The 19604-nt window shown below is 73.6% G+C and carries 19 protein-coding genes; 12 read left to right on the top strand and 7 right to left on the bottom strand.

Annotated features, from left to right (window positions below; translation table 11 throughout):
- Positions 1-121: 121 nt before the first annotated feature.
- Genes ACFVHV_RS24620 through ACFVHV_RS24610 form a run of 3 tightly spaced genes read left to right on the top strand, consistent with a single transcriptional unit; the run spans position 122 to position 3749 of the window.
- Positions 122-427 carry an SHOCT domain-containing protein gene (locus tag ACFVHV_RS24620; RefSeq protein ID WP_380353443.1) on the top strand — a complete coding sequence of 102 codons (306 nt, stop codon included), beginning with the start codon at positions 122-124 and terminating at the stop codon, positions 425-427.
- A complete protein-coding gene (locus ACFVHV_RS24615; protein WP_359907244.1) occupies positions 424-1179 on the top strand; it encodes an ABC transporter ATP-binding protein in 756 nt (251 codons plus the stop codon). The genes ACFVHV_RS24620 and ACFVHV_RS24615 overlap by 4 nt, the downstream gene beginning before the upstream one ends.
- Positions 1176-3749 (top strand): ABC transporter permease, encoded by a 2574-nt coding sequence (locus tag ACFVHV_RS24610; RefSeq protein WP_380353440.1) that lies wholly within the window; start codon positions 1176-1178, stop codon positions 3747-3749. Before ACFVHV_RS24615 ends, ACFVHV_RS24610 begins: the two co-directional genes overlap by 4 nt.
- A gap of 70 nt (positions 3750-3819) precedes the next feature.
- Here the strand turns inward: ACFVHV_RS24610 and ACFVHV_RS24605 are convergent, their stop codons facing one another.
- The 3 genes from ACFVHV_RS24605 to ACFVHV_RS24595 form a co-directional block, all read right to left on the bottom strand.
- Positions 3820-4635, bottom strand: a complete 816-nt coding sequence (locus tag ACFVHV_RS24605) for a metallophosphoesterase family protein (protein WP_380353439.1) — start codon at positions 4633-4635, stop codon at positions 3820-3822.
- 347 nt (positions 4636-4982) lie between these two features.
- Entirely contained in the window at positions 4983-5366 is a 384-nt protein-coding gene (locus ACFVHV_RS24600) for a DUF4190 domain-containing protein (RefSeq protein ID WP_380353436.1), read from the bottom strand.
- Between the two features lie 54 nt (positions 5367-5420).
- Positions 5421-5576: a hypothetical protein gene (locus tag ACFVHV_RS24595; protein WP_224277104.1), complete on the bottom strand. Its 156-nt coding sequence runs from the start codon at positions 5574-5576 to the stop codon at positions 5421-5423.
- Positions 5577-5696: 120 nt separating this feature from the next.
- Between ACFVHV_RS24595 and ACFVHV_RS24590 the strand changes: the two genes are divergently transcribed.
- The 6 genes from ACFVHV_RS24590 (at position 5697) to ACFVHV_RS24565 (ending at position 12795) form a co-directional block, all read left to right on the top strand.
- Positions 5697-6326, top strand: a complete 630-nt coding sequence (locus tag ACFVHV_RS24590) for a TetR family transcriptional regulator (protein WP_359907233.1) — start codon at positions 5697-5699, stop codon at positions 6324-6326.
- Positions 6327-6723: 397 nt separating this feature from the next.
- Positions 6724-7578 carry a serine protease gene (locus ACFVHV_RS24585; protein WP_359907230.1) on the top strand — a complete coding sequence of 285 codons (855 nt, stop codon included), beginning with the start codon at positions 6724-6726 and terminating at the stop codon, positions 7576-7578.
- Between the two features lie 224 nt (positions 7579-7802).
- The gene (locus tag ACFVHV_RS24580) at positions 7803-9323 is read left to right on the top strand and encodes a S28 family serine protease (protein WP_359907227.1); all 1521 of its coding nucleotides are present in this window, start codon (positions 7803-7805) and stop codon (positions 9321-9323) included.
- Between the two features lie 214 nt (positions 9324-9537).
- Positions 9538-10272, top strand: coding sequence for a TetR/AcrR family transcriptional regulator (locus ACFVHV_RS24575; protein WP_380353432.1), 735 nt, complete (start codon positions 9538-9540; stop codon positions 10270-10272).
- Positions 10256-11890, top strand: coding sequence for an acyl-CoA dehydrogenase family protein (locus ACFVHV_RS24570; protein WP_380353430.1), 1635 nt, complete (start codon positions 10256-10258; stop codon positions 11888-11890). The genes ACFVHV_RS24575 and ACFVHV_RS24570 overlap by 17 nt, the downstream gene beginning before the upstream one ends.
- Entirely contained in the window at positions 11887-12795 is a 909-nt protein-coding gene (locus ACFVHV_RS24565; RefSeq protein WP_380353427.1) for an amidohydrolase family protein, read from the top strand. Before ACFVHV_RS24570 ends, ACFVHV_RS24565 begins: the two co-directional genes overlap by 4 nt.
- Here ACFVHV_RS24565 and ACFVHV_RS24560 read toward each other — a convergent pair whose 3' ends face one another.
- Positions 12796-13599: an inositol monophosphatase family protein gene (locus tag ACFVHV_RS24560; RefSeq protein ID WP_359907219.1), complete on the bottom strand. Its 804-nt coding sequence runs from the start codon at positions 13597-13599 to the stop codon at positions 12796-12798. It abuts the gene before it with no gap.
- Between the two features lie 226 nt (positions 13600-13825).
- Between ACFVHV_RS24560 and ACFVHV_RS24555 the strand changes: the two genes are divergently transcribed.
- Together ACFVHV_RS24555 and ACFVHV_RS24550 are read left to right on the top strand one after the other, a co-directional pair.
- Entirely contained in the window at positions 13826-14818 is a 993-nt protein-coding gene (locus ACFVHV_RS24555; protein ID WP_380353425.1) for an Lrp/AsnC family transcriptional regulator, read from the top strand.
- Between the two features lie 155 nt (positions 14819-14973).
- Positions 14974-15396 (top strand): hypothetical protein, encoded by a 423-nt coding sequence (locus tag ACFVHV_RS24550; protein WP_380353480.1) that lies wholly within the window; start codon positions 14974-14976, stop codon positions 15394-15396.
- 16 nt (positions 15397-15412) lie between these two features.
- Here ACFVHV_RS24550 and ACFVHV_RS24545 read toward each other — a convergent pair whose 3' ends face one another.
- The 3 genes from ACFVHV_RS24545 to ACFVHV_RS24535 all read right to left on the bottom strand — a co-directional run bounded on the left by ACFVHV_RS24545 (position 15413) and on the right by ACFVHV_RS24535 (position 17816).
- Complete coding sequence (locus ACFVHV_RS24545; RefSeq protein WP_380353423.1) at positions 15413-16300, bottom strand: helix-turn-helix domain-containing protein; 888 nt, start codon at positions 16298-16300, stop codon at positions 15413-15415.
- A gap of 78 nt (positions 16301-16378) precedes the next feature.
- Positions 16379-16861, bottom strand: coding sequence for a hypothetical protein (locus ACFVHV_RS24540; protein ID WP_359907208.1), 483 nt, complete (start codon positions 16859-16861; stop codon positions 16379-16381).
- Between the two features lie 247 nt (positions 16862-17108).
- Positions 17109-17816 (bottom strand): 4'-phosphopantetheinyl transferase superfamily protein, encoded by a 708-nt coding sequence (locus tag ACFVHV_RS24535; protein WP_359907205.1) that lies wholly within the window; start codon positions 17814-17816, stop codon positions 17109-17111.
- Positions 17817-18116: 300 nt separating this feature from the next.
- Here ACFVHV_RS24535 and ACFVHV_RS24530 point away from each other — a divergent pair, with 300 nt between their 5' ends.
- Positions 18117-19526, top strand: a complete 1410-nt coding sequence (locus ACFVHV_RS24530; RefSeq protein ID WP_380353421.1) for a choice-of-anchor A family protein — start codon at positions 18117-18119, stop codon at positions 19524-19526.
- Positions 19527-19604 lie beyond the last annotated feature (78 nt).

The following is a 19604-nucleotide window of genomic DNA, read 5'->3' as shown; positions in this document are numbered from 1 at the left end:
CGGGAGTATCCCAACTGCCGCTGCTGGTAGGACGCGTGATGAGACCTCGCTGCGGGACGCTCCAGTCACCTCGGGAACCACCCGAGGTCCTGGAGGCCCACCACCGAGGAGTTGAACCACCATGTACACCCAGCTGGCCGACTGGCACGGCCCCGGCCCATGGATCCTGCTGATCCCATTGATCTGGATCGCCGTGGTGGTCCTGGTGATCGCGGTGCTGCGCCGCACGGTCTGGCGGCGGCACGGCTGCGGGTTCGGGTACGGGTACGGGGTTGGAGCCGGAGCCGGAGCCGCGGCGGAGCATCCGCTGGCCGTCCTGGGCCGGCGCTACGCGGAGGGGGACATCGACGCCGAGGAGTACCGCGCCAAGCGGGCCGTGCTCAGCGAGTCGCCGCGGGACGACGCCAAGGGAGGTGGCGCCAGGTGACCACCCTGGACGTCGTACGGGGCACCGCCGCCCGGGTCGCCGACGCCGTGAAGGTCTACGGCGTCGGCGGCACCGAGGTCCGCGCGCTGGACCACGTGACGGTGGAGTTCCCGGCCGGGCGGTTCACCGCGATCATGGGCCCGTCCGGCTCGGGCAAGTCCACCCTGATGCACTGCGCGGCCGGGCTGGACAGGCTCACCGCCGGCAGCGCCTGGATCGGCGACACCGAACTCGGCCCGCTCAACGACCGGCGGCTCACGCTGCTGCGCCGGGAGCGGATCGGCTTCGTGTTCCAGGCGTTCAACCTGGTGCCCACGCTCACCGTCCTGGAGAACATCACCCTCCCGCTCGACCTGGCCGGGGCCGCCCCGGACCAGGCCTGGCTGGCGACGCTGGTCGACGTGGTCGGACTCGGCGACCGGCTGCGGCACCGTCCGAGCGAGCTCTCCGGCGGCCAGCAGCAGCGGGTCGCGGTGGCCCGGGCGCTGGCCGGGCGGCCCCGGGTGGTCTTCGCCGACGAGCCGACGGGCAACCTCGACTCCCGCAGCGGCGGCGAGGTGCTCGGCCTGTTGCGCCGGGCGGTGGACGAGATGGGCCGGGCCGTGGTCATGGTCACCCACGACCCGACGGCCGCCGGCTGGGCCGACGAGGCGCTCTTCCTCGCCGACGGACGGCTGGTGGACCGGATGCGGCAGCCCACCTCCGCCCTGGTGCTGGACCGGATGAAGGCCTTCGAACGGGGGCGGTCGTGAACGCCGTTCCCCTCCGGCTCAGCCTGCGCTCGCTGCGCGCCCACAAACGGCGGCTGGCCGGCACCCTCCTGTCCATCTTCCTCGGGGTGAGCTTCCTGACCGGCACGATGGTGCTCGGCGACACCCTGCGGGCCAACTTCGACACCCTCTTCGCCGACGCCAACGCCGGCACCGACGTCGTGGTCCGCAGCACCGACGTGCTGGACTCGGCGGGCACGGTCGGCGGGGTGCGGGCACCGGTGGCGGTGACGCTCGCCGACCGGCTGCGCACCGTGCCGGGGGTGGCGGCCGCGGAGCCGTCCGTCCAGGGTGCGGGCCAGCTCATCGGGAGCAACGGCAAGCCGATCGGCGGTCAGGGCCCGCCCACCCTGGCGGGCAACTGGCTGGTCGACGGCCGGCTCAATCCGTACCGGCTGGCCGAGGGCCGGGCGCCGGCCGCCCCGGGCGAGGTGGTGGTGAACCGGGGCGCGGCGAAGTCGGGCGGGCTGCGCGTCGGCTCGACCACCGTGCTGCGCACCCCCGATCCGGTGCCGGTCACCGTCGTCGGCATCGCCACCTTCGGGGCGGACGCGGACGGCATGGGGCCGAGCACCTTCACCGCGATGACCTTCGCGGACGCCGAGCGGTACCTCACGCCCAAGGGAGAGGGGCAGGCCGGCTCGATCCAGGTCCGCGCCGCGGGCGGGGTCTCCCAGCGGGAGCTGGTCGACCGGATCACCCCGCAGCTGCCAGCAGGCGTCCAGGCGATCACCGGCGCGGCGGCCACCCAGGAGTCCACCCAACTGGTGTCCGGGCGGTTCCTGACCATGTTCACCACGCTGCTGCTGGTCTTCGCCGGGATCGCACTGCTGGTGGCGACGTTCACCATCCACAACACCTTCGCCATCGTGGTCGCCCAGCGGACCAGGGAGAACGCGCTGCTGCGGGCACTCGGGGCGGTGCGCGGCCAGGTGCTCGGGGCGACCCTGGCGGAGGCGCTGGCGGTCGGCCTGCTGGCCTCGCTGGGCGGGCTGCTGGGCGGGATCGGGGTGGCCGCCGGACTCAAGGCGCTCTTCTCCGCACTCGGCTTCGCCCTGCCGACCGGCGGCATGGTGATCGGCACGGCCGCCGTCCTGCTGCCGCTGCTGGTCGGCACGCTGGTCGCGGTGGGATCCGCGCTGCTGCCGGCCGTCCGGGCCGGGCGGACGGCTCCGCTCGCGGCCCTGCGGGAGACCGGGGTCGACCGGGCGGCGCAGGGGCGCTCGGGCGCCGTCCGGGTGGTGCTCGGCGGCCTGCTGCTGACCGGGGGAGTGCCGGTGGCCGTCCTCGGGGCGACGGACGGCCCGTCCGTGCTGCTGACGGCCGTCGGGGCCCTGGCGGTACTGGCCGGCATGGTGGTGCTCGGCCCGGTCGCCGCGGCCCTCGCGGTGCGGACGCTGGGCGCGCCGCTGCCCAGGCTGCGCGGGGTCTCCGGGGTGCTCGCCCGGCGCAACGCGGCCCGCAACCCGCGCCGGACGGCGGCCACCGCGAGCGCCCTGATGATCGGGGTCGCGGTGGTCACGCTGTTCACCGTCTTCGGCGCCTCGATCAAGGCCACCCTGGACTCCACGGTGAGCAGGTCCTTCGCGGGCGATCTCGCCGTCACCACCGCCTCGTTCGGGGCCGGCGGCAGCGGGATCAGCCCCAAGGTGGCGGACACCCTGGCCGCCCTGCCCGAGGTGCGGCAGACGGTCGGGCTCGGCCGTGGCGTGGCCCGGATCGACGGGCACGGCCGGACGCTGGACGTGACCGACCCGGCCCGGTTGTCCGGAATCGTGGACCTCGGCCGGGTCGACGGCTCGCTGGCCGCGCTCGGTACGGACGGGCTGGCGGTCTCCCGCAGCGAGGCGCAGCAGCACGGCTGGCGCCTCGGACAGTCCGTCACCGTGGGCTTCACCGACGGTGCGAGCGGTCCGTTCACGATCCGTGCCCTGTACGAGGGCGGCAGCCTGGCCGGGGACTACCTGATCACCCGACAGGCCTGGGCCCCGCACCGGGGGCAGGACGCGGACACCATGGTCGCGGTCGGGCTGCGCGACGGCGTGCCGGCCGCCGCGGGCAAGGCGGCGGTGGAACGGGCGTTGGTCCCGTACGGCAGCCCGCAGGTGCAGGACCGCGCCGAGTACGCCAAGAGCGCGGCCTCCGGCGTCGACACGATGCTCTCGGTGGTCTACGCGCTGCTGGCGCTGGCGGTGCTGATCGCGCTGCTGGGCATCACCAACACCCTGACGCTGGCGGTGCACGAGCGGACCAGGGAGCTGGGGCTGCTGCGGGCGGTCGGTCAGAGCGGCGCCCAGCTGCGCGGCATGGTGCGCTGGGAGTCGGTGCTGGTGGCGGCCTTCGGGACGGTCGGCGGTCTGGGGCTCGGAGCCTTCCTCGGCTGGGCCCTGGTGCGGGCCTCGGACAGCGCCGGGACGGGATCGTTCGCGATACCGCCCCTCCAGCTGGCCGTGGTCCTGGTGGCCGGGCTGCTGGCGGGCGCGGTGGCCGGACTCCGCCCGGCGGGCCGGGCGGCGCGGCTGGACATCCTGCGGGCGATCGCGACGGAGTAGGAGGCGGTGGAACGGGACCTGGCAGAGCGGGTGCGGTGGAGAAGGAGGTGGGAGCGGCCGAACCGGATGCTCAGTCCGCCGTCTGCGGGAAGACCTCCCGCAGCAGGGGGTTCGGCAGTCCGCGCTTGCGCCACTCGCGCGGGTAGCCGAGCGAGACCTCCGTGAACGGGACGCCGTCGTAGGTGGTCCGGCGCGGGATGTGGAGGTGGCCGTAGATCATCGCCGCGGTGTTGAACCGGGTGTGCCAGTCGGCGGTCAGCTCGGTCCCGCACCACTGGGCGAACTCGGGGTACCAGAGGACATCGGTGGGCTGGCGGACCAGCGGGTAGTGGTTGACGAAGACCAGCGGGACGTCCGGGTCGCAGGCGGCCAGCCGCTTCTCCGTCAGCCGGACGCGCTCGCGGCACCAGGAGTCGCGGTCCGGGAACGGGTCCGGGTAGAGCATCCGCTCGTCCGCGCAGACGACGCCGGTCTCGTAGGCGGCCGCGAGGGAGGCCTCCTTGGTGGTCGTGCCCGGCGCACGGAAGGTGTAGTCGTAGAGGAGGAAGAGCGGGACGATGCGGACCGGACCGCCGGGGCCCTCCCAGACCGGGTACGGGTCCTCGGGGGTCACCACACCGAGCCGGCGGCAGCGTTCCACCAGGTGCTCGTAGCGGGCCACCCCGCGCAGCTGGACCGGGTCCTCGGGGTGGGTCCACAGCTCGTGGTTGCCGGGCACCCACACCACGCGGGCGAAGCGCTCGGCGAGCAGGCCGAGGGCCCACTCGATGCTGGTGGTGAGCTCGGCGACGTCACCGGCGACGAGCAGCCAGTCGCCGGGATGGGAGGGCTGGAGCTTCTCCACCAGGTCGCGGTTCTCCTGGTAGGAGATGTGCAGATCGCTCACGGCGAGCAGCCGTCCACCCGTTGGGGTGGGTCGTTCCGGCTGTGTGTCGCTGCGGTTCTCCGTAGTCACTCCTGCCCCCTGAGGTCGTCCGGCCGATGGGGCCCACCCTACGGGGCGGGCCGGGGGAACGGGGCGGGTTGACGGGATCAGTCGTTCGAACAGTCGCTCCGGCCGTCGGGATCCGCCGAGTGAGCCGCCACGAGAACCGTCGGCGCATCGCTGGGCGCATCACCGGGTTGATCGCTGGGTTGATCGCTGGGCGCATCAAGGGCGAAGGGTGGATCGGGAACGGAGAGCAGCAAGGGGCGAGTACAGGAGCCAGGAGCGGAAGGGGAGTTGGGCCGGATTCAGGAGCCGATGTCGATGAGCACCCCGTGGGAGGTGACGAGGGTGACGGCGAGGATCGCCAGTGAGGCGATGCCGAGGGTCAGGCCCAGGAGGGCGCGGCCGCGCCGGCTGGTGCCGCGGACCAGCGCCAGGGTGGCCAGGGTGATGGCGATCGGCCCGAGGACGATGTTGAACAGCAGCAGACCGGGCAGGCCGAGGAGGAAGGAGGCGATGGCGAGGCCGTCGGCCTCGACGGTTCCCTGGCGGTTCGGTTCCTGACGGTCGGTCGTCCGGCGGATGTCCGCCTGGCGGTCGGTCGCCTGGCCGCGGCTCGCCGGGCGGCTGACGATCCGCCGGACGGTGGCCGGAATCGAGGCGGCCGGGTGGTCGGTGACGGTGCTCATGGTGCGGGTCCTCTCTGTGGAGTGGCCGCGGGTGCGGTCCGCGGAGCGGCCGGGTCAGCGGTGCCGGAGGCGGGCGATGCCCTCGCGGGCGCCGAAGGCGAGCAGCCAGGCGGTGATGCCGGCGGAGGCGGCGAGGAAGACCGGGAGCGAGGTGTGGGCGGCGGTGCCGATCAGGACACCCATGGCGACCAGGGCGGAGAACAGGATCACGACTGGCTCCTTCGGCTGCGGCTGGGACTGCGCCGATTTCGGTTGACAAGTGTTCACTGACTTCGGTTCCACTGTACGCTCGGCTGGCCAAGTTCAGCAAACGATTGTTTACTGAATGGCGTGAGTCACACCGTTGGGGCCAGGCAGGCCCAGAAGCAGCAGAGTCGGCGGGCCTTGCTGGACGCCGGACTGCACCTGTTGGCCGATCAGAACCTGGCGAGCCTGGGCGTTCGCGAGGTCACCCGCGAGGCGGGGCTCTCCCCGGCCGCCTTCTACCGGCACTTCCCGGACCTCGCGGCCCTCGGGGTGGCACTGGTCGAGGAGTCGCTGGCCAGCCTGCACATCATGATCCGTGCGGTGCTCGCCGAGGCCGGTGGTGCCGAGGAGCTGATCGACCGTGCGGTGGACGTGATCGAACGACACGTCCGCGAGCACCGGGGGCACGTCCGCTTCCTGGCGCGTGAGCGGCACGGCGGGGTCCGGCAGGTGCGGGAGGCGATCGATGCCGAACTCGGCCGCTTCGCCGCCGAAGTGGGAGCCGCCCTGGCGCCGCAGCCGGAGTCACGGGGGTGGAGCGAGCGGGACCTGCGGATGCTCGCCGAGCTGTACGTCGACCACATGGTCTCCACGGCCGCCGCCTTCCTGGAGGCGCTGGAGACGGACCCGGCGCGGGAGCAGCGGATCGCCGCCACCGCGCGCTTCCAGCTGCGCCTGATCAGCCTCGGCCGGGAGCGCTGGCAGGCGGGTTGACCGTACGGGCACGGCAGTTGACCGGCCGGCGGGGACGCGTGGCCGGCGTGCGGCCGGCCCGCGGTGGGGTGTGGATCCGGCGGCGTTCCGGCTCGGCCGGCCCGCGACCGGCTCGCGCGGCCCTTGAGCCGGCTGTGGATCCGGCCGCGATTCGGCCTGCGTCCCGGACTGCGTGCCGGTCCGCACCCCCGGTCCGCACCCCCGGTTCGTACTCCGGCCCGCGCTCCGGACCGCGTGCCCAGTCGCGTGCGGAGTCGCGTGCCGAGCGGCGGCGGTAACCGGCCAATGCGTCTTGGGAGGTTCTTGGTGTTGCTTTGACTCTTGACAGTGGGTCATGTCCGCGACAGCTTTGGTGGACCCCCACCCGTGGACCCTCCCCCACACCGAGAGGTCTCTCATGAAGAAGCCGCTCATAGGCACGGTTGCCACACTCCTGGTCGCCGGGGCCACCGCCTTCGTCGGAGCCGTTCCGGCTCAGGCCGCAGCCACGGCCGCCAAGCCCGCCGCCAAGCCTGTCGCCGCCGTCACCTTCGCCGGGACGGTCGCGCTCAGCAACTGCTCCGGCTCGCTGGTGCGGATGCCCGGTTCGGCCGCGAGCGACCCGGCCCTCGTGCTCTCCAACGGCCACTGCCTGGAGACCGGTATGCCCGGTCCGGGCGAGGTCGTCCTCAACCGGTCCTCCAGTCGGAGCTTCACCCTGCTCAACGCGAGCGGCGGCAGCGCGGCCACGCTGCGTGCGACCAAGATCGTCTACGGCGCGATGACCGACACCGACGTGTCGATCTACCAGCTGAACACCACCTACGCGTCGATCCAGTCCCGGTACGGGATAGCCCCGTTGACCCTCGCCGCCACCCACCCGGTCCAGGGCACCTCGATCCGGGTCGTCTCCGGCTACTGGAAGAAGATCTACTCCTGCTCGGTCGACGGCTTCGCCTACCGACTGAAGGAAGCCGACTGGACCTTCAAGGACTCGGTCCGCTACACCTCCACCTGCAACGTGATCGGCGGCACCTCCGGCTCGCCGGTGGTCGACGCCTCGACCGGCCAGGTGGTCGCCGTCAACAACACGATCAACGAGAGCGGCGAGACCTGCACCCTGGACAACCCCTGTGAGGTCGACCAGAACGGTGCCGTGACGGTTCGTCCTGGCATCGGCTACGCCCAGGAGACCTACGGGATCCCGGCCTGCTTCGCCGCCGGCAACCGCTTCGACCTCACCCTCCCCGGCTGCACCCTGCCCCGCCCGTAGGCAGTCAGGACAACCCCGCTGACCAGCACGTTTCTCCCGATGGGCCATCCGCGAACGGCGGGTGGCCCATTCGGCCGTCCATCGGTCGGCCACCGCACCACCTGCACTATCCGTACAACCAGCACAACCAGCACGACCAGCACGACCAGCACGACCAGCGCGACCCGCGCCGCACGGCCGCACCGGCAGGCGGCATTCATGTCAGTTGAACAGATGGAGAGTTGATGACCACCACCGTGAGAAGGCTGATGGTGTCGGCCCTGCTGATACCGCTGCTCGCGTTCGGCGGCCTGGCGAGCCCGGCGTCCGCCGCCGACAGCCAGGGCGCGCAGGGTGCCCAGGGGGCGCAGGACGGCCAGGGCAATGGGTCCCGCCACGGCCGGAGCCCCGCCGACGACCCGACCGCCGACATCAAGGACCGTCTGGCGGCGATCCCCGGGGTGACCATCACCGAGGAGAAGCCGACCACCACCGGTCACCGCTACTTCATCGCCACGTACACCCAGCCGATCGACCACAACCGGCCCTGGCTGGGCACCTTCCAGCAGCGCTTCAGCCTGCTGCACCGCGGCTACGACCGCCCGACCGTCTTCTACACCAACGGCTACACCCTGGGCACCAACCCGTCCCGCACCGAGCCGACCCGGCTGGTGGACGGCAACCAGGTGTCCATCGAGTACCGGTTCTTCACCCCCTCCCGCCCGAACCCGGCGGACTGGTCCAAGGCCGGCATCCGCCAGGGTGCCGCGGACTCGCACCGGCTGGTGACCGCGCTCAAGCGGATCTACCAGGAGGAGTGGCTGTCCACCGGCGCCAGCAAGGGCGGCATGTCCTCCACCTTCTACCGCCGCTTCTACCCGGACGACGTTGCCGGCACGATCGCCTACGTCGCGCCGAACAACACGAACGTCAACGACTACGCGGCGTACAGCGAGTTCTTCCGGACCGTCGGCACCCCCGAGTGCCGGGCCAGGCTGAACGCCGCCCAGCGTGAGCTGCTGGTGCGCCGCGACCGTCTGGAGGCCCGCTTCGTCGCCGACAACACGGCGGCCGGGTCCACCTTCAATACCCTCGGCACCCCGGACCGTGCGTACGAGGCCGGCGTGCTGGACGTGGTCTGGGCGTTCTGGCAGTACAGCCTGGAGGCCGACTGCGCCAAGGTCCCGGTGGCCGCCACCGCGACCGACGACGAGCTGTACGCCTGGTTCGACTCGCAGTCCGGCATCACCGGCAACAGCGACCAGTCGCTGGCGAAGTACACCGCGTACTACTACCAGGCCGCGACCGAGCTCGGTGCGCCGTTCTTCGACGTCTCGCACCTCAATGGCGTGCTGCACTACGACTACAAGGAGCTCTACTCGGTCCGCAGCTACGTGCCGAAGGAGATCCCGACCGTCTTCAACCCGAACGCGATGCCCGACATCGACCGCTGGGTGAAGCGCGAGGGCGAGCGGATCATGTACGTCTACGGCGGCAACGACCCGTGGGGCGCCAAGCCGTTCCGTCTCGGCCGGGGCAGCGAGGACAGCTACGTCTACACCGTGCCCGGTGGCAACCACGGCTCGAAGATCGAGCAGCTGCCGGCCGCGCAGTCGGCGGAGGCCACCGCCAAGGTGCTGGAGTGGGCGGGCCTGGGTGACCCCGACGCCGCCCGTTCGCTCGCCAAGTCGCCGCAGGCGGGCGCGGAGTTCGGCCCGCTCGACGTCGAGGGCCAGCGGCTGGAGCAGGAGCGCCGCCCGCTGTAGCGCTCGCGCGCAGTAGGCCGCGCCACGAAGCACGAGGAGGAGGCCGCCCCCCGCGTACCAGGGGGCGGCCTCCTCGCGTCGTCCCGGAAGCGCGGACGCGAGGCTGAGACGCGGGGCCGGGAAGCGAGGCTGAGACGCGGGGCGGGAAACGGGGCCCGGGAACGGCCTGGCCGGCCCCCTCCCCGAAGCAGTGAATCAGTGCTTCAATACTTCCATGGCCTACCGACGCACGCCCGCCGTACAAGCCCGCCTGGACGCCCAGCGGGAAGCGGTGCTCCAGTCGGCGGTCGGCCTGCTCGCCGAGCGCGGCTACGGCGGCTGCACGATGGCCGCCGTGGCGGATCGCGCCGGGATCGCCACCGGCAGCCTCTACCAGCACTTCTCCGGCAAGGCCGAGCTGTCGGTGCAGCTCTTCCGGCGGGTGGTCACGCACGAGATCGACGCGGTCAACGCCGCCGTCGCCCTCCGGGACACCCCGCGGCAGCGGATCGCCGCCGTGGTCGAGACCTTCGCCGCCCGTGCCCTGCGCGCGCCCCGGCTGGCGTACGCGCTGCTGGTCGAGCCGGCCGACGCGGTCGTGGACGAGGAGCGCCTGGTCTTCCGGCGGGCGTTCCGGGACGTGATCGCCACCGAGATCGCCGCCGCCGTGGCGAGCGGCGAACTGCCCGAGCAGGATCCGGTGCTGACCGCCGCCGCCCTGGTCGGCGCGGTCGGCGAGGCCCTGGCCGGCCCGCTCGCGGCCGCACCGGTCGCCGCCGCCGGGCCGCCCGAGCGCGGCGACGGCACCACAAGCAGCAGCACCACCACCAGCAGCAGCACCCAAAGCAGCAGTACCACCACCAGCAGCACCGCCGGCGGCGCCATCAGGAGCGACAGCGCCGCGGTGGTCCCCGCCCTGGTCTCCTTCACCCTGCGTGCCCTGGGAGGACGCGATGACAGCGACGCATGAGGTCACCAACCAGGTGCCCCTGCCGTACGGCCACGACACCGCCGCCGACCCCACCCTGCTCGATGCCCTCCGGCGGGCCGACGCCGGCTGGGCCGAGCCCGAGCTGCGCGAGCTGGGCCGGCTGGCCGGTTCCGAGCAGGCCGCCGAGTGGGGCCGGCTGGCCAACGAGAACCCGCCGGTGCTGCGCACCCACGACCGCTTCGGCCACCGCATCGACGAGGTCGAGTTCCACCCGGCCTGGCACGAGCTGATGCGCACCGCCGTCTCGTACGGCCTGCACGCCGCGCCCTGGCGCGACGAGCGCCCCGGTGCCCACTCCGCCCGTGCCGCCAGGTTCTTCGTCTGGGGCCAGGTCGAGGCCGGTCACACCTGCCCGGTCTCGATGACCTACGCCGCCGTCCCGGCGCTGCGCGCCAACCCGGCGCTGGCCGCCGAGCTGGAGCCGCTGCTGGCCGCGCGGGAGTACGACTTCGGGCTGCGCGAGCCGCGCACCAAGCGAGGGCTGATCGCCGGCATGTCGATGACGGAGAAGCAGGGCGGCTCGGACGTCCGCACCAACACCACCACCGCCGTTCCGCACGCCGACGGCACCTACCGGCTCACCGGCCACAAGTGGTTCACCTCGGCGCCGATGTCCGACCTCTTCCTGACCCTCGCCCAGGCCCCGGGCGGCCTCAGCTGCTTCGTGCTGCCGCGCGTCCTGCCGGACGGCAGCCGCAACCGCCTCCAGCTGATGCGGCTCAAGGACAAGCTCGGCAACAAGTCCAACGCCTCGGCCGAGCTGGAGTACGACGGCGCGGTCGGCCTGCTGGTCGGCGAGGAGGGCCGGGGCGTCCCGACCATCATCGAGATGGTCAACATGACCCGGCTGGACTGCACCATCGGCGCGGCCTCCGGCATGCGCTACGGCGCCACCCGGGCGGTCCACCACGCCCTGCACCGGCGGGCGTTCGGCAAGGCGCTGGTCGACCAGCCGCTGATGCGCAACGTGCTCGCCGACCTGGTGGTGGAGTCCGAGGCGGCCACGATCACGGCCATGCGGCTCGCCCGGGCCACCGACCTGACCCTCGCCGGGGACGGGAACGAGGCGCTGGTCCGGCGGCTGGGCCTGGCGGTGGCCAAGTACTGGGTGTGCAAGCGCGGTCCGGCGCACTCCGCCGAGGCGCTGGAGTGCCTGGGCGGCAACGGCTACGTCGAGGAGTCCGGGATGCCCCGGCTCTACCGGGAGGCGCCGCTGGTGTCGATCTGGGAGGGCTCCGGCAACGTCGCCGCCCTGGACGCGCTGCGTGCCATGGCCAAGCGTCCGGAGAGCGTCGAGGCCTTCCTGGGCGAACTCGACGCCGCGGCGGGCGCGGACCGCCGGCTGGACGCGGCCGTCGCCGCGCTGCGCAAGGAGCTGACCGACCTGGGCGACCTGGAGTACCGCACCCGCCGGCTGGTCGAGTCGATGGCGCTGGCGTTCCAGGGCTCGCTGCTGGTCCGGTACGGCAGCCCTGCGGTGGCCGACGCGTTCTGCGCGAGCCGGCTGGGCGGCGACCACGGCGCGGCCTTCGGCACCCTGCCGGCCGGGGTCGACACCGCGGCGATCATCGACCGCGCCCGCCCGGTGATCGTGTGAGCGGTCAGGACCGGGCGGGCGGTCAGGAAGCGGACGGCGTACGGCGGTTCTGGCAGGAGCTCGGCCTGCCCGGGCTGATCGACGTGCACACCCACTTCATGCCGAAGAACGTCCTCGACAAGGTGTGGGCGTACTTCGACGCGGCCGGTCCGCTGGTGAACCGGCCCTGGCCGATCACCTACCGCGAGGCGGAGGAACAACGGGTCCGCCGGCTGCGGGACTTCGGCGTCCGGGCGTTCACGTCCATGCTCTACCCGCACAAGCCCGGCATGGCGGGCTGGCTGAACGCCTGGGCCGCCGAATTCGCCGCCCGCACCCCGGAGTGCCTGCACACCGCGACCTTCTTCCCCGAGCCCGGGGCGCCCGGCTACGTGGCCCGGGCGATCGAGGACGGTGCCCGGGTGTTCAAGGCGCACCTCCAGGTCGGCGGCTACGATCCGGCGGATCCGCTGCTGGACGAGGTCTGGGGGCTGCTCGCCGAGACCGGCACCCCGGTGGTCACCCACTGCGGGTCCGGGCCGGTGCCGGGCAGGTTCACCGGCCCCGGCCCGATCGGCGCGGTGCTGGAGCGGCACCCCGGTCTGGTCCTGGTGGTCGCCCACCTCGGGATGCCCGAGTACCGCGGCTTCCTCGACCTGGCCGAGCGCCACCCGGCCGTCCGGCTGGACACCACCATCGCGTTCACCGACTTCGCCGAGGCCGACGTCCCGTTCCCGCGCGGGGAGCTGCCGCGCCTGCGCGGGCTCCGGGAGCGCGTCCTGCTCGGCAGCGACTTCCCCAACATCCCGTACCGGTACGTGCACCAGCTGGAGGCGCTGGCCGGGCTGGGGCTGGGGGAGGAGTGGCTGCGGGCGGTCTGCCACGACAACGCGGCCGCCCTCTTCGGCATCAAGCCCGAGGACTGATCACCGCACCGTCCGCAGCAGTTCCAGCGCCCGGGCGTGCAGCCCGGGCGCGGCGGCGAGGAAGCCGTCGGAGCCGGTCGTCCAGGCCGACCCGGCGGCGTCCGTCACCGCGGCGCCCGCCTCGCGCGCGATCAGCGCGCCGGGCAGCAGGTTGCCCGCGTCGAGGCCGTACTCCCAGAACAGCGCCAGGTGGCCGGAGCCGACCTGGGCCACCTGGAGCGCGGTGGGGCCGAGGTTGCGCACCGCCAGGACGGCACCCGCCATCGCGGACAGCGACTCGCCCGCCCGGCGCAGCGCCACCGGGTCGGCGGCCACCCGGGGCGGCTGGCTGGTGGCGGCGACGGTGACGGCCAACTCCCGCTCCAGGGGCGCGATCGGCCGTCCGTCCAGCTCGGCGCCGCCGCCGAGCACCGCCCGGTAGGTGCGGCCGTCCTGTTCCGGGGCGTGCACCACGGCCAGCACCGCCGCGCCGTCCCGGACCAGCGTGGCGGTCACCGCCCAGTGCGGCTGCCCGAGCAGGTACTGCACCGCGCCGTCGGTCGCGTCGCACAGCCACCACTCGCCCTCGGCGGGCACCGACCCGTCCAGTTCCTCGGGCACCCAGCCGGCCTGCGGGTGCAGCGCAGTCAGCCGCTCCCGCAGTACGGCGGCGGCCGGGCCGTCCAGCTCGGCGAAGCGGGCCGCCGCCTCCTCGGCGGTCCGGGCGGTGACCGGGTCGGCGGACCGGCGTGCGGCCAGCCCCGCACCGACCTCCCGCACCGCGGCCTCCACACCCTCCGCCAGCGTCCACAGTTCGTTCGTCACGGTGACTCCTCCTCCTCGATTCCTCACCCCGGGCCGGCGCCCCGACCGGAGCCCCCGGGCCGGCGCCCCGACCGGAGCCCCCGGGCCGGCGCCCGAGCGGAGCTTCCGACCGGAGCTTCCGGCCGGGGCTCGGGGCCGGTGTGCTCCGGCCGCCCGGGACAAGGAGTACCGTCAGGGCTGCCGAACAGGACGCAGAAGCCGCCGAGAGTGACGGGGATCGGACACCATGGACCTCTCCACCGCCGATCCGGACAGCGTGCTGGACGTCCTCGACCGCCGCCTGGTGTGCGCCCTCCAGGTGGACGGACGGGCCGAGCCCGGCCGGATCGCCGAGGTCCTGGGCGTGTCCGCGCGGACGGTCACCCGCCGGCTGGGCCGGATGCGGCAGGCCGGGGTGCTGCGGGTGGTCCGGCTGCCGGACGTCGAGGACGCGGCCGTGGGCGCGCTGCTGCTGCGGGTCCGGGTGCTGAGCGGCCGGGTGGACGCCATCGCCCAGGCCCTCGCCGACCGCCCCGACGTCCCGTTCGTCGACGTGATGCTCGGCGGCCACGAGGTCGGCGCCGTGATGCTCACCGACGCCGGTTCCCGCGACCGGCTGCTGTACGGGCAGCTGCCCGCGACCGGCGCCGTCACCGAGACCACCACCCACGCGGTGCTGCACGCCTTCGCCGACGCCGGGCAGTGGCAGGCCGGGCACCTGACCGAGGAGGAGGCCGAGGCGCTCGCCCGGCCCGCCGTCCCGCGCCCCGCCGCACCCCCGCCGCTGGACGGCCTCGACCGCGCGCTGCTGGAGCGGCTGGGCGAGGACGCCCGGCAGTCCCACGCCGTGCTGGCCGCGGCCGTCGGCGCGCCCGAGTCCACGGTGCGCCGCCGGCTGCACCGGCTCGACGGGGTGGGGCTGCTGCGCACCCACGCCACCGTGGACCCGCGGCTGCTCGGCATGGCCGTGGACGCCAACCTCTGGCTGGACGTGCCGCCCGGCCGGATCGCCGAGGTCGGGGCGGCGCTGGCCCGCCACCCGCAGGTGCACGGGGTGTTCGCCACCAGCGGTCCGGCCAACCTGCTGGCCACGGTGTTCTGCCCGGACCACGGCGAGCTGTACCGCTTCCTCACCGACGTCCTCGGCCCGCTCGGCGTCGCCCGCGCCGAGACCACCATCACCGCCCGCGCGGTGAAGCGGGCGGGCGTGCTGCTCCGGCAGCCGCCCCGGAGGCCGTAGGGCGTGTCTGACATGCCCGCCGGGCACGCGACGGCCGTTACCCGCGGGGTAATCGACGCCCGCCGCCGCACCGGGCAGGGTGGTGGCACCCGGTGCGGCCGCCACGGTCCCGGGCTCCCACCCCCGACAGGAGGCGATCCGCCGTGTCCGCCCACGTGAACACCCTCACCCCCGCCAGGCCCGGTTCCGTCTTCTCGCCCCGGACGGTGCGCGGCGCCCTCGCCCTGGACGCCCTGGTCACCGGCGGCAACGGCCTGGCCTACCTGGCCCTCTCCGGCCCGCTCGGCGAACTGCTCGGCGCCGGCCGCACCACCCTGGTCGATGTCGGGCTGCTGCTCCTCGGCTACGCGCTCGCGGTCGGCGCGCTGGCCGCCCGCCGGCGGCCGCCGGTGCTCGGGGTGCGGACCGTGATCGACGTCAACCTCGCCTGGGTGGTGCTCAGCCTGGTCGCGATGGCGGTGTGGCTGGAGCCGACCACCGCCGGGTCCGTCTGGATCCCGGTGCAGGCCGCGGCGGTGGCCCTGTTCGCCGTCCTCCAGTTCACCGCCCTGCGGCGGGAGGCCCGCGAGCGGGCCTAGCGTTCGGGCCCGACGACTAGCGTTCGGGCCCGACGGCGGCCTGCAGGAACCGTGCCGTCTCCGTGTCGGCGGGGAGGAAGGTCTCCATGGCCAGCTCGGAGACGGTGACGTCCACCGGCGTGTTGAAGGTCGCGATGGTGGAGAGGAAGGAGAGCACCCGTCCCTCGTGCCGGATCCGCATCGGCAGCGCGAACGGGAACCCGTCGACGGCCGGTCCGCCCGTGACGGGTCCGCCCGCGGCCGGACCGTTCCCGGCCGGTCCGTTCCCGTCAGGTCCACCCGCCGGGTCCTCGACGGGCGGTTCGGGGTAGCTTCGGACCTCCTCGTACAGTCGGCGCAGCGGCTCGGCGCGGACCAGCTCCAGCTGCCGTTCCATCCGCTCCAGCAGGTGCTGCCGCCACTGCGGCAGGTTGACGATGCGCGGAGCCAGCCCGTCGGGGTGCAGGGTGACGCGGATCGCGTTGAACGGCGGTTCCAGCAGGTGAGGGGCGACGCCGTTGATGAGCAACCCGAGCGAGCGGTTGGCCGCCAGCACCCGGAAGGACCCGTCGACCACGACCGCCGGGTACGGGTCGTGGGCGGCCAGCAGCCGTTCCAGCCCGCCGCGCAGCGCGGCCATCGACGGGTCGTCCAGCGGTGTCTCGCGGTAGTGCGGGGCGTAACCGGCCGCCAGCAGCAGGGTGTTGCGCTCGCGCACCGGGACGTCCAGCTGCTCGGCCAGTCGCAGCACCAGCTCGCGGCTCGGCCGGGAGCGGCCGTTCTCGACGAAGCTGAGGTGGCGGGCCGAGGAGTCCGCCCGCAGTGCCAGTTGCAGTTGGCTGAGCTGCCGTCGTTCCCGCCAGCCGCGCAGCAGCGGGCCGACGCCGGTTCCCGTCGGGCTGCCCATGCCCGCCATGATCGTCATGGCCCAGGACGGTACTCGAACGGGCCCGGTCGGCGGGAGGGGGCGCGACGGTCGGGAGGGCGCGGCGGGAGCAGGGCCTCAGACGCCGGTGCTCGACCCCGGGCGGATGACCATGAGCACCACGACCACGGCCCACAGCAGGTTGAACACCCCGGCGGTCATCGGCAGCATCTTCAGGCCGCCGACGGCCTTGGTGTGCTGCTCGTCCGACGGGTCGAGTTCGAGCGCGTCCACCGCGGCCTGCTGGCCGGGCAGCACGAAGAGCAGCAGGGCGAGCGCGGCGATCGCGGTCAGCACCATCGAGACGATCACCCAGGACTGCCCGAGGACGTCCATCACCTGGGCCAGGCCGATGCCCAGCACCGGCACCGCGACCCCGAGCAGCGCGTAGACCTGGGTGATCCGGTGCAGCACGCGCAGCACGCCGGCGTCGGAGGCCCGGTCCGGGCCTCCGGCCAGCGCGGCCTTCGCCCGGCGCGGGAACATGCTGACGGCCACCGCGACCGGGCCTATGAACAGGACCGACACGAGGACGTGCAGGCTCAGCAGGAACTTGGCCATGGCGGGGCACCCTTTGGATCCGGTGGGCAGCTGGTGGGCGGGCACCCGCGTTCGGCGTGCCCACGACCAGGCACGCTAACACCGCTTATTTCCCGGCCCACCGCGCGGGTGGGCGCCGGGGAGCCCGCTCCGGCCCGGTACTCGTCCCGGCGCCCGTCCCGTCCCGGCGCCCGTCCCGTCCCGTCCCGTCCCGGCGCCCGTCCTGTCCCGTCCCGGCCCGGCGTCGAGCCCCCTCCGGCCCGGCCGTTCAGCCCGCCGCCGTGAGCTCCACGATCCGGGGCGGGGCGGTGCTGACGGCGCCCACGGCGGCGGCGTGCTCCGGGTCGGTCCAGTCGAGCAGGTGCAGGTCCTCCCACCGGCTGCGCAGCGGCGGGCCCGGCGGGACGGACAGCGGCAGGGCGGAGAGGTCGACCCGGCCGAGGGTGTCCAGGGTGGCCCGTCCGATCTTGATCAGCGATTCCTTGCGCACCCAGAGCCGCAGGAAGGCCTGCTCCGGCTCCGGGTCGGCCTCGACCAGGGCGAGCTCGGCCGGGGCCAGCACCCGGCGGGCGACCGAACGCAGCGAGCCGCCCCGGTCGGACAGCTCGACGTCGACCCCGACCGGCTGGAACCCGGCGCCGGCGGCGACCACGCCCCGGGTGTGCGACAGGCTGACGTGCACCCCGGGGTGGTCCGGCAGGTAGGGCTTGCCGTGGTCGGCGAGCCCGCAGTCCGGGCACTGCTGGGCGAGGACGAGGCCGGCCACCGGTACGTCGAGCAGCCGGGCGGCGCAGAGCCGGACCAGCAGGTGCCCGGCGGTGAAGTCGATCCGACCGGACTCGTGCCGGAAGCGCGCGGCGCGTTCCCGCTCCATGGCGGTCAGCAGGTGCTCGCCCGCCTCGGGGTGCCGCAGTACGGCGTCGGCGGACGCGACGGAGACGAGCGGCGCGCTCTGTTCCTGGGCCTCGGTGGTCATGCCTCCCAACCTAGGCCCTCGCCGCCGGTCGGCGCCCGCCCTGGGGATCCCTGCTCCGTACGTATGAGTTTCAGATCCGATCTGAGGGTCTGTAGGCTGCGATAAGTCCGTTTTGGTATTGGATATCCCGGATCTATGGGATCGCCAGCAGATCGTATGGAACGTGGCGGGTCATCCGGTCTCGCCCTTTTCTCGTGCACGGAGGAATTGTCGATGGATCAGGCCACCGGTTCGCCGGATCACAGAACGACCGCCGTGAGAACCCCGGCGACGCGCGGGCGCCGGGCCGTCAGGATCGCGGTGGCGACCGCCGTCACCGCGCTGCCGCTGGCCGCGGTGCTGACGGTCGGTTCGGCCGCTCCGCTGGCCCCGCCGCTGGGCGCCTGCACGGGACCCGACTGCCCCGCCACCTGGCCGCCGCCCAACAACGGCGACTTCACCGGCCGCGACTCCACCATCAACGTCTTCACCGGTGGCAACTACACCGTGAACGGCCGGGCCGCGGAGGCCGAGGGCAAGATCGTCGCGCTGGGGAACCTGACCGTCGACAAGAACGGCGGCGGCATCTACAACATGGGCGTCGTCGGTGTCGGTTCGCGCGTGGTGCCGCCGAACGGCAGCGACTTCGTGACCACCGGCGGCAACGTCGACGTGGTGACCGGCAACGCGATCCTGATCGGCGGCAGCGACTCGCACGGGCCGGCCTTCGGAAACCTGCGGCACGCGGGCTCCGTCACCGGCACCGTGAACATCGACCCCACCGGCGAGTCGATCCAGGACCCGAACGCCGCCGCGCCGTACCAGACGGTGCTGACCCAGATCGAGGAGGTCTCCGACTGCGTCGGCCGGGCCACCGCGACCGGCACCGTCGACATCTCCTCCAGTCAGGCGACCTTCACCGGTGACGGGACCAGCATGAAGCAGGTCTTCAACGTCGCCCAGAACCTCGCCTCGCCGTCCGGCGGGCAGATCGGCCTGGTCTTCAACAACATCCCGGCCGGCGCCACCGTCGTGGTGAACATGCTCGGGGACAGCCCGATCATCAACACCTACACCGGTACCGGGCTGGCCGGCGACCAGACCACCGACATGCGCTCGAAGCTCATGTACAACTTCCCGACCGCGACCTCGGCACAGATCCTCGGCAGCGCCCAGTTCCAGGGCTCGGTCATGGCCGGCAACCCCGGCGGCACCACGACCATCGCCCAGCCGGGCATGAACGGCCGGGTGTACCTCGCGGGCAACCTGATCCACACCGGCACCGGCGGCTACGAGATCCACAGCTACCCGTTCGACGGCGACCTGCCGGACTGCGTCGTGACGCCCAGCCCGTCGCCGACCTCACCGACGCCTTCGCCCTCGCCGACCTCGCCGTCCCCGACGTCTCCGAGCCCGACGTCGCCGTCGCCGACCTCACCGTCCCCCACGTCGCCGTCGCCGACCTCTCCGATCCCCACGTCGCCGTCGCCGACCTCGCCCGCGCCCACCTCGCCGTCGGCCAGTGCGACGACGTCGAGTGCCGGTCCGGCCCCGACCAGCCACCGTCCGACCGGGCAGCCGACCAGCCACCACCCCGGTGGCGGCGGTGAGTTGCCCTCCACCGGCGCGGGCAACGCCCCGGTGGTCTTCGGCGTGGCGGGCGTCGGCCTGCTCGGCCTCGGCGGCCTGGCCGTGCTGGCCGCCCGCCGTCGTCGCGGCCGCCACGGCTGACGGTCCGTACGGCTGAGGAGTTGAGGGGCCGAACAGCCGAACAGCCGAACAGCGGCGCAGGCCGCCCGGGTCGACTCG

This window comes from Kitasatospora sp. NPDC127116, assembly GCF_042677365.1.
Classification (GTDB): domain Bacteria; phylum Actinomycetota; class Actinomycetes; order Streptomycetales; family Streptomycetaceae; genus Kitasatospora; species Kitasatospora lactacystinica.
This window is presented reverse-complemented; position numbering and strand designations above follow the sequence as displayed.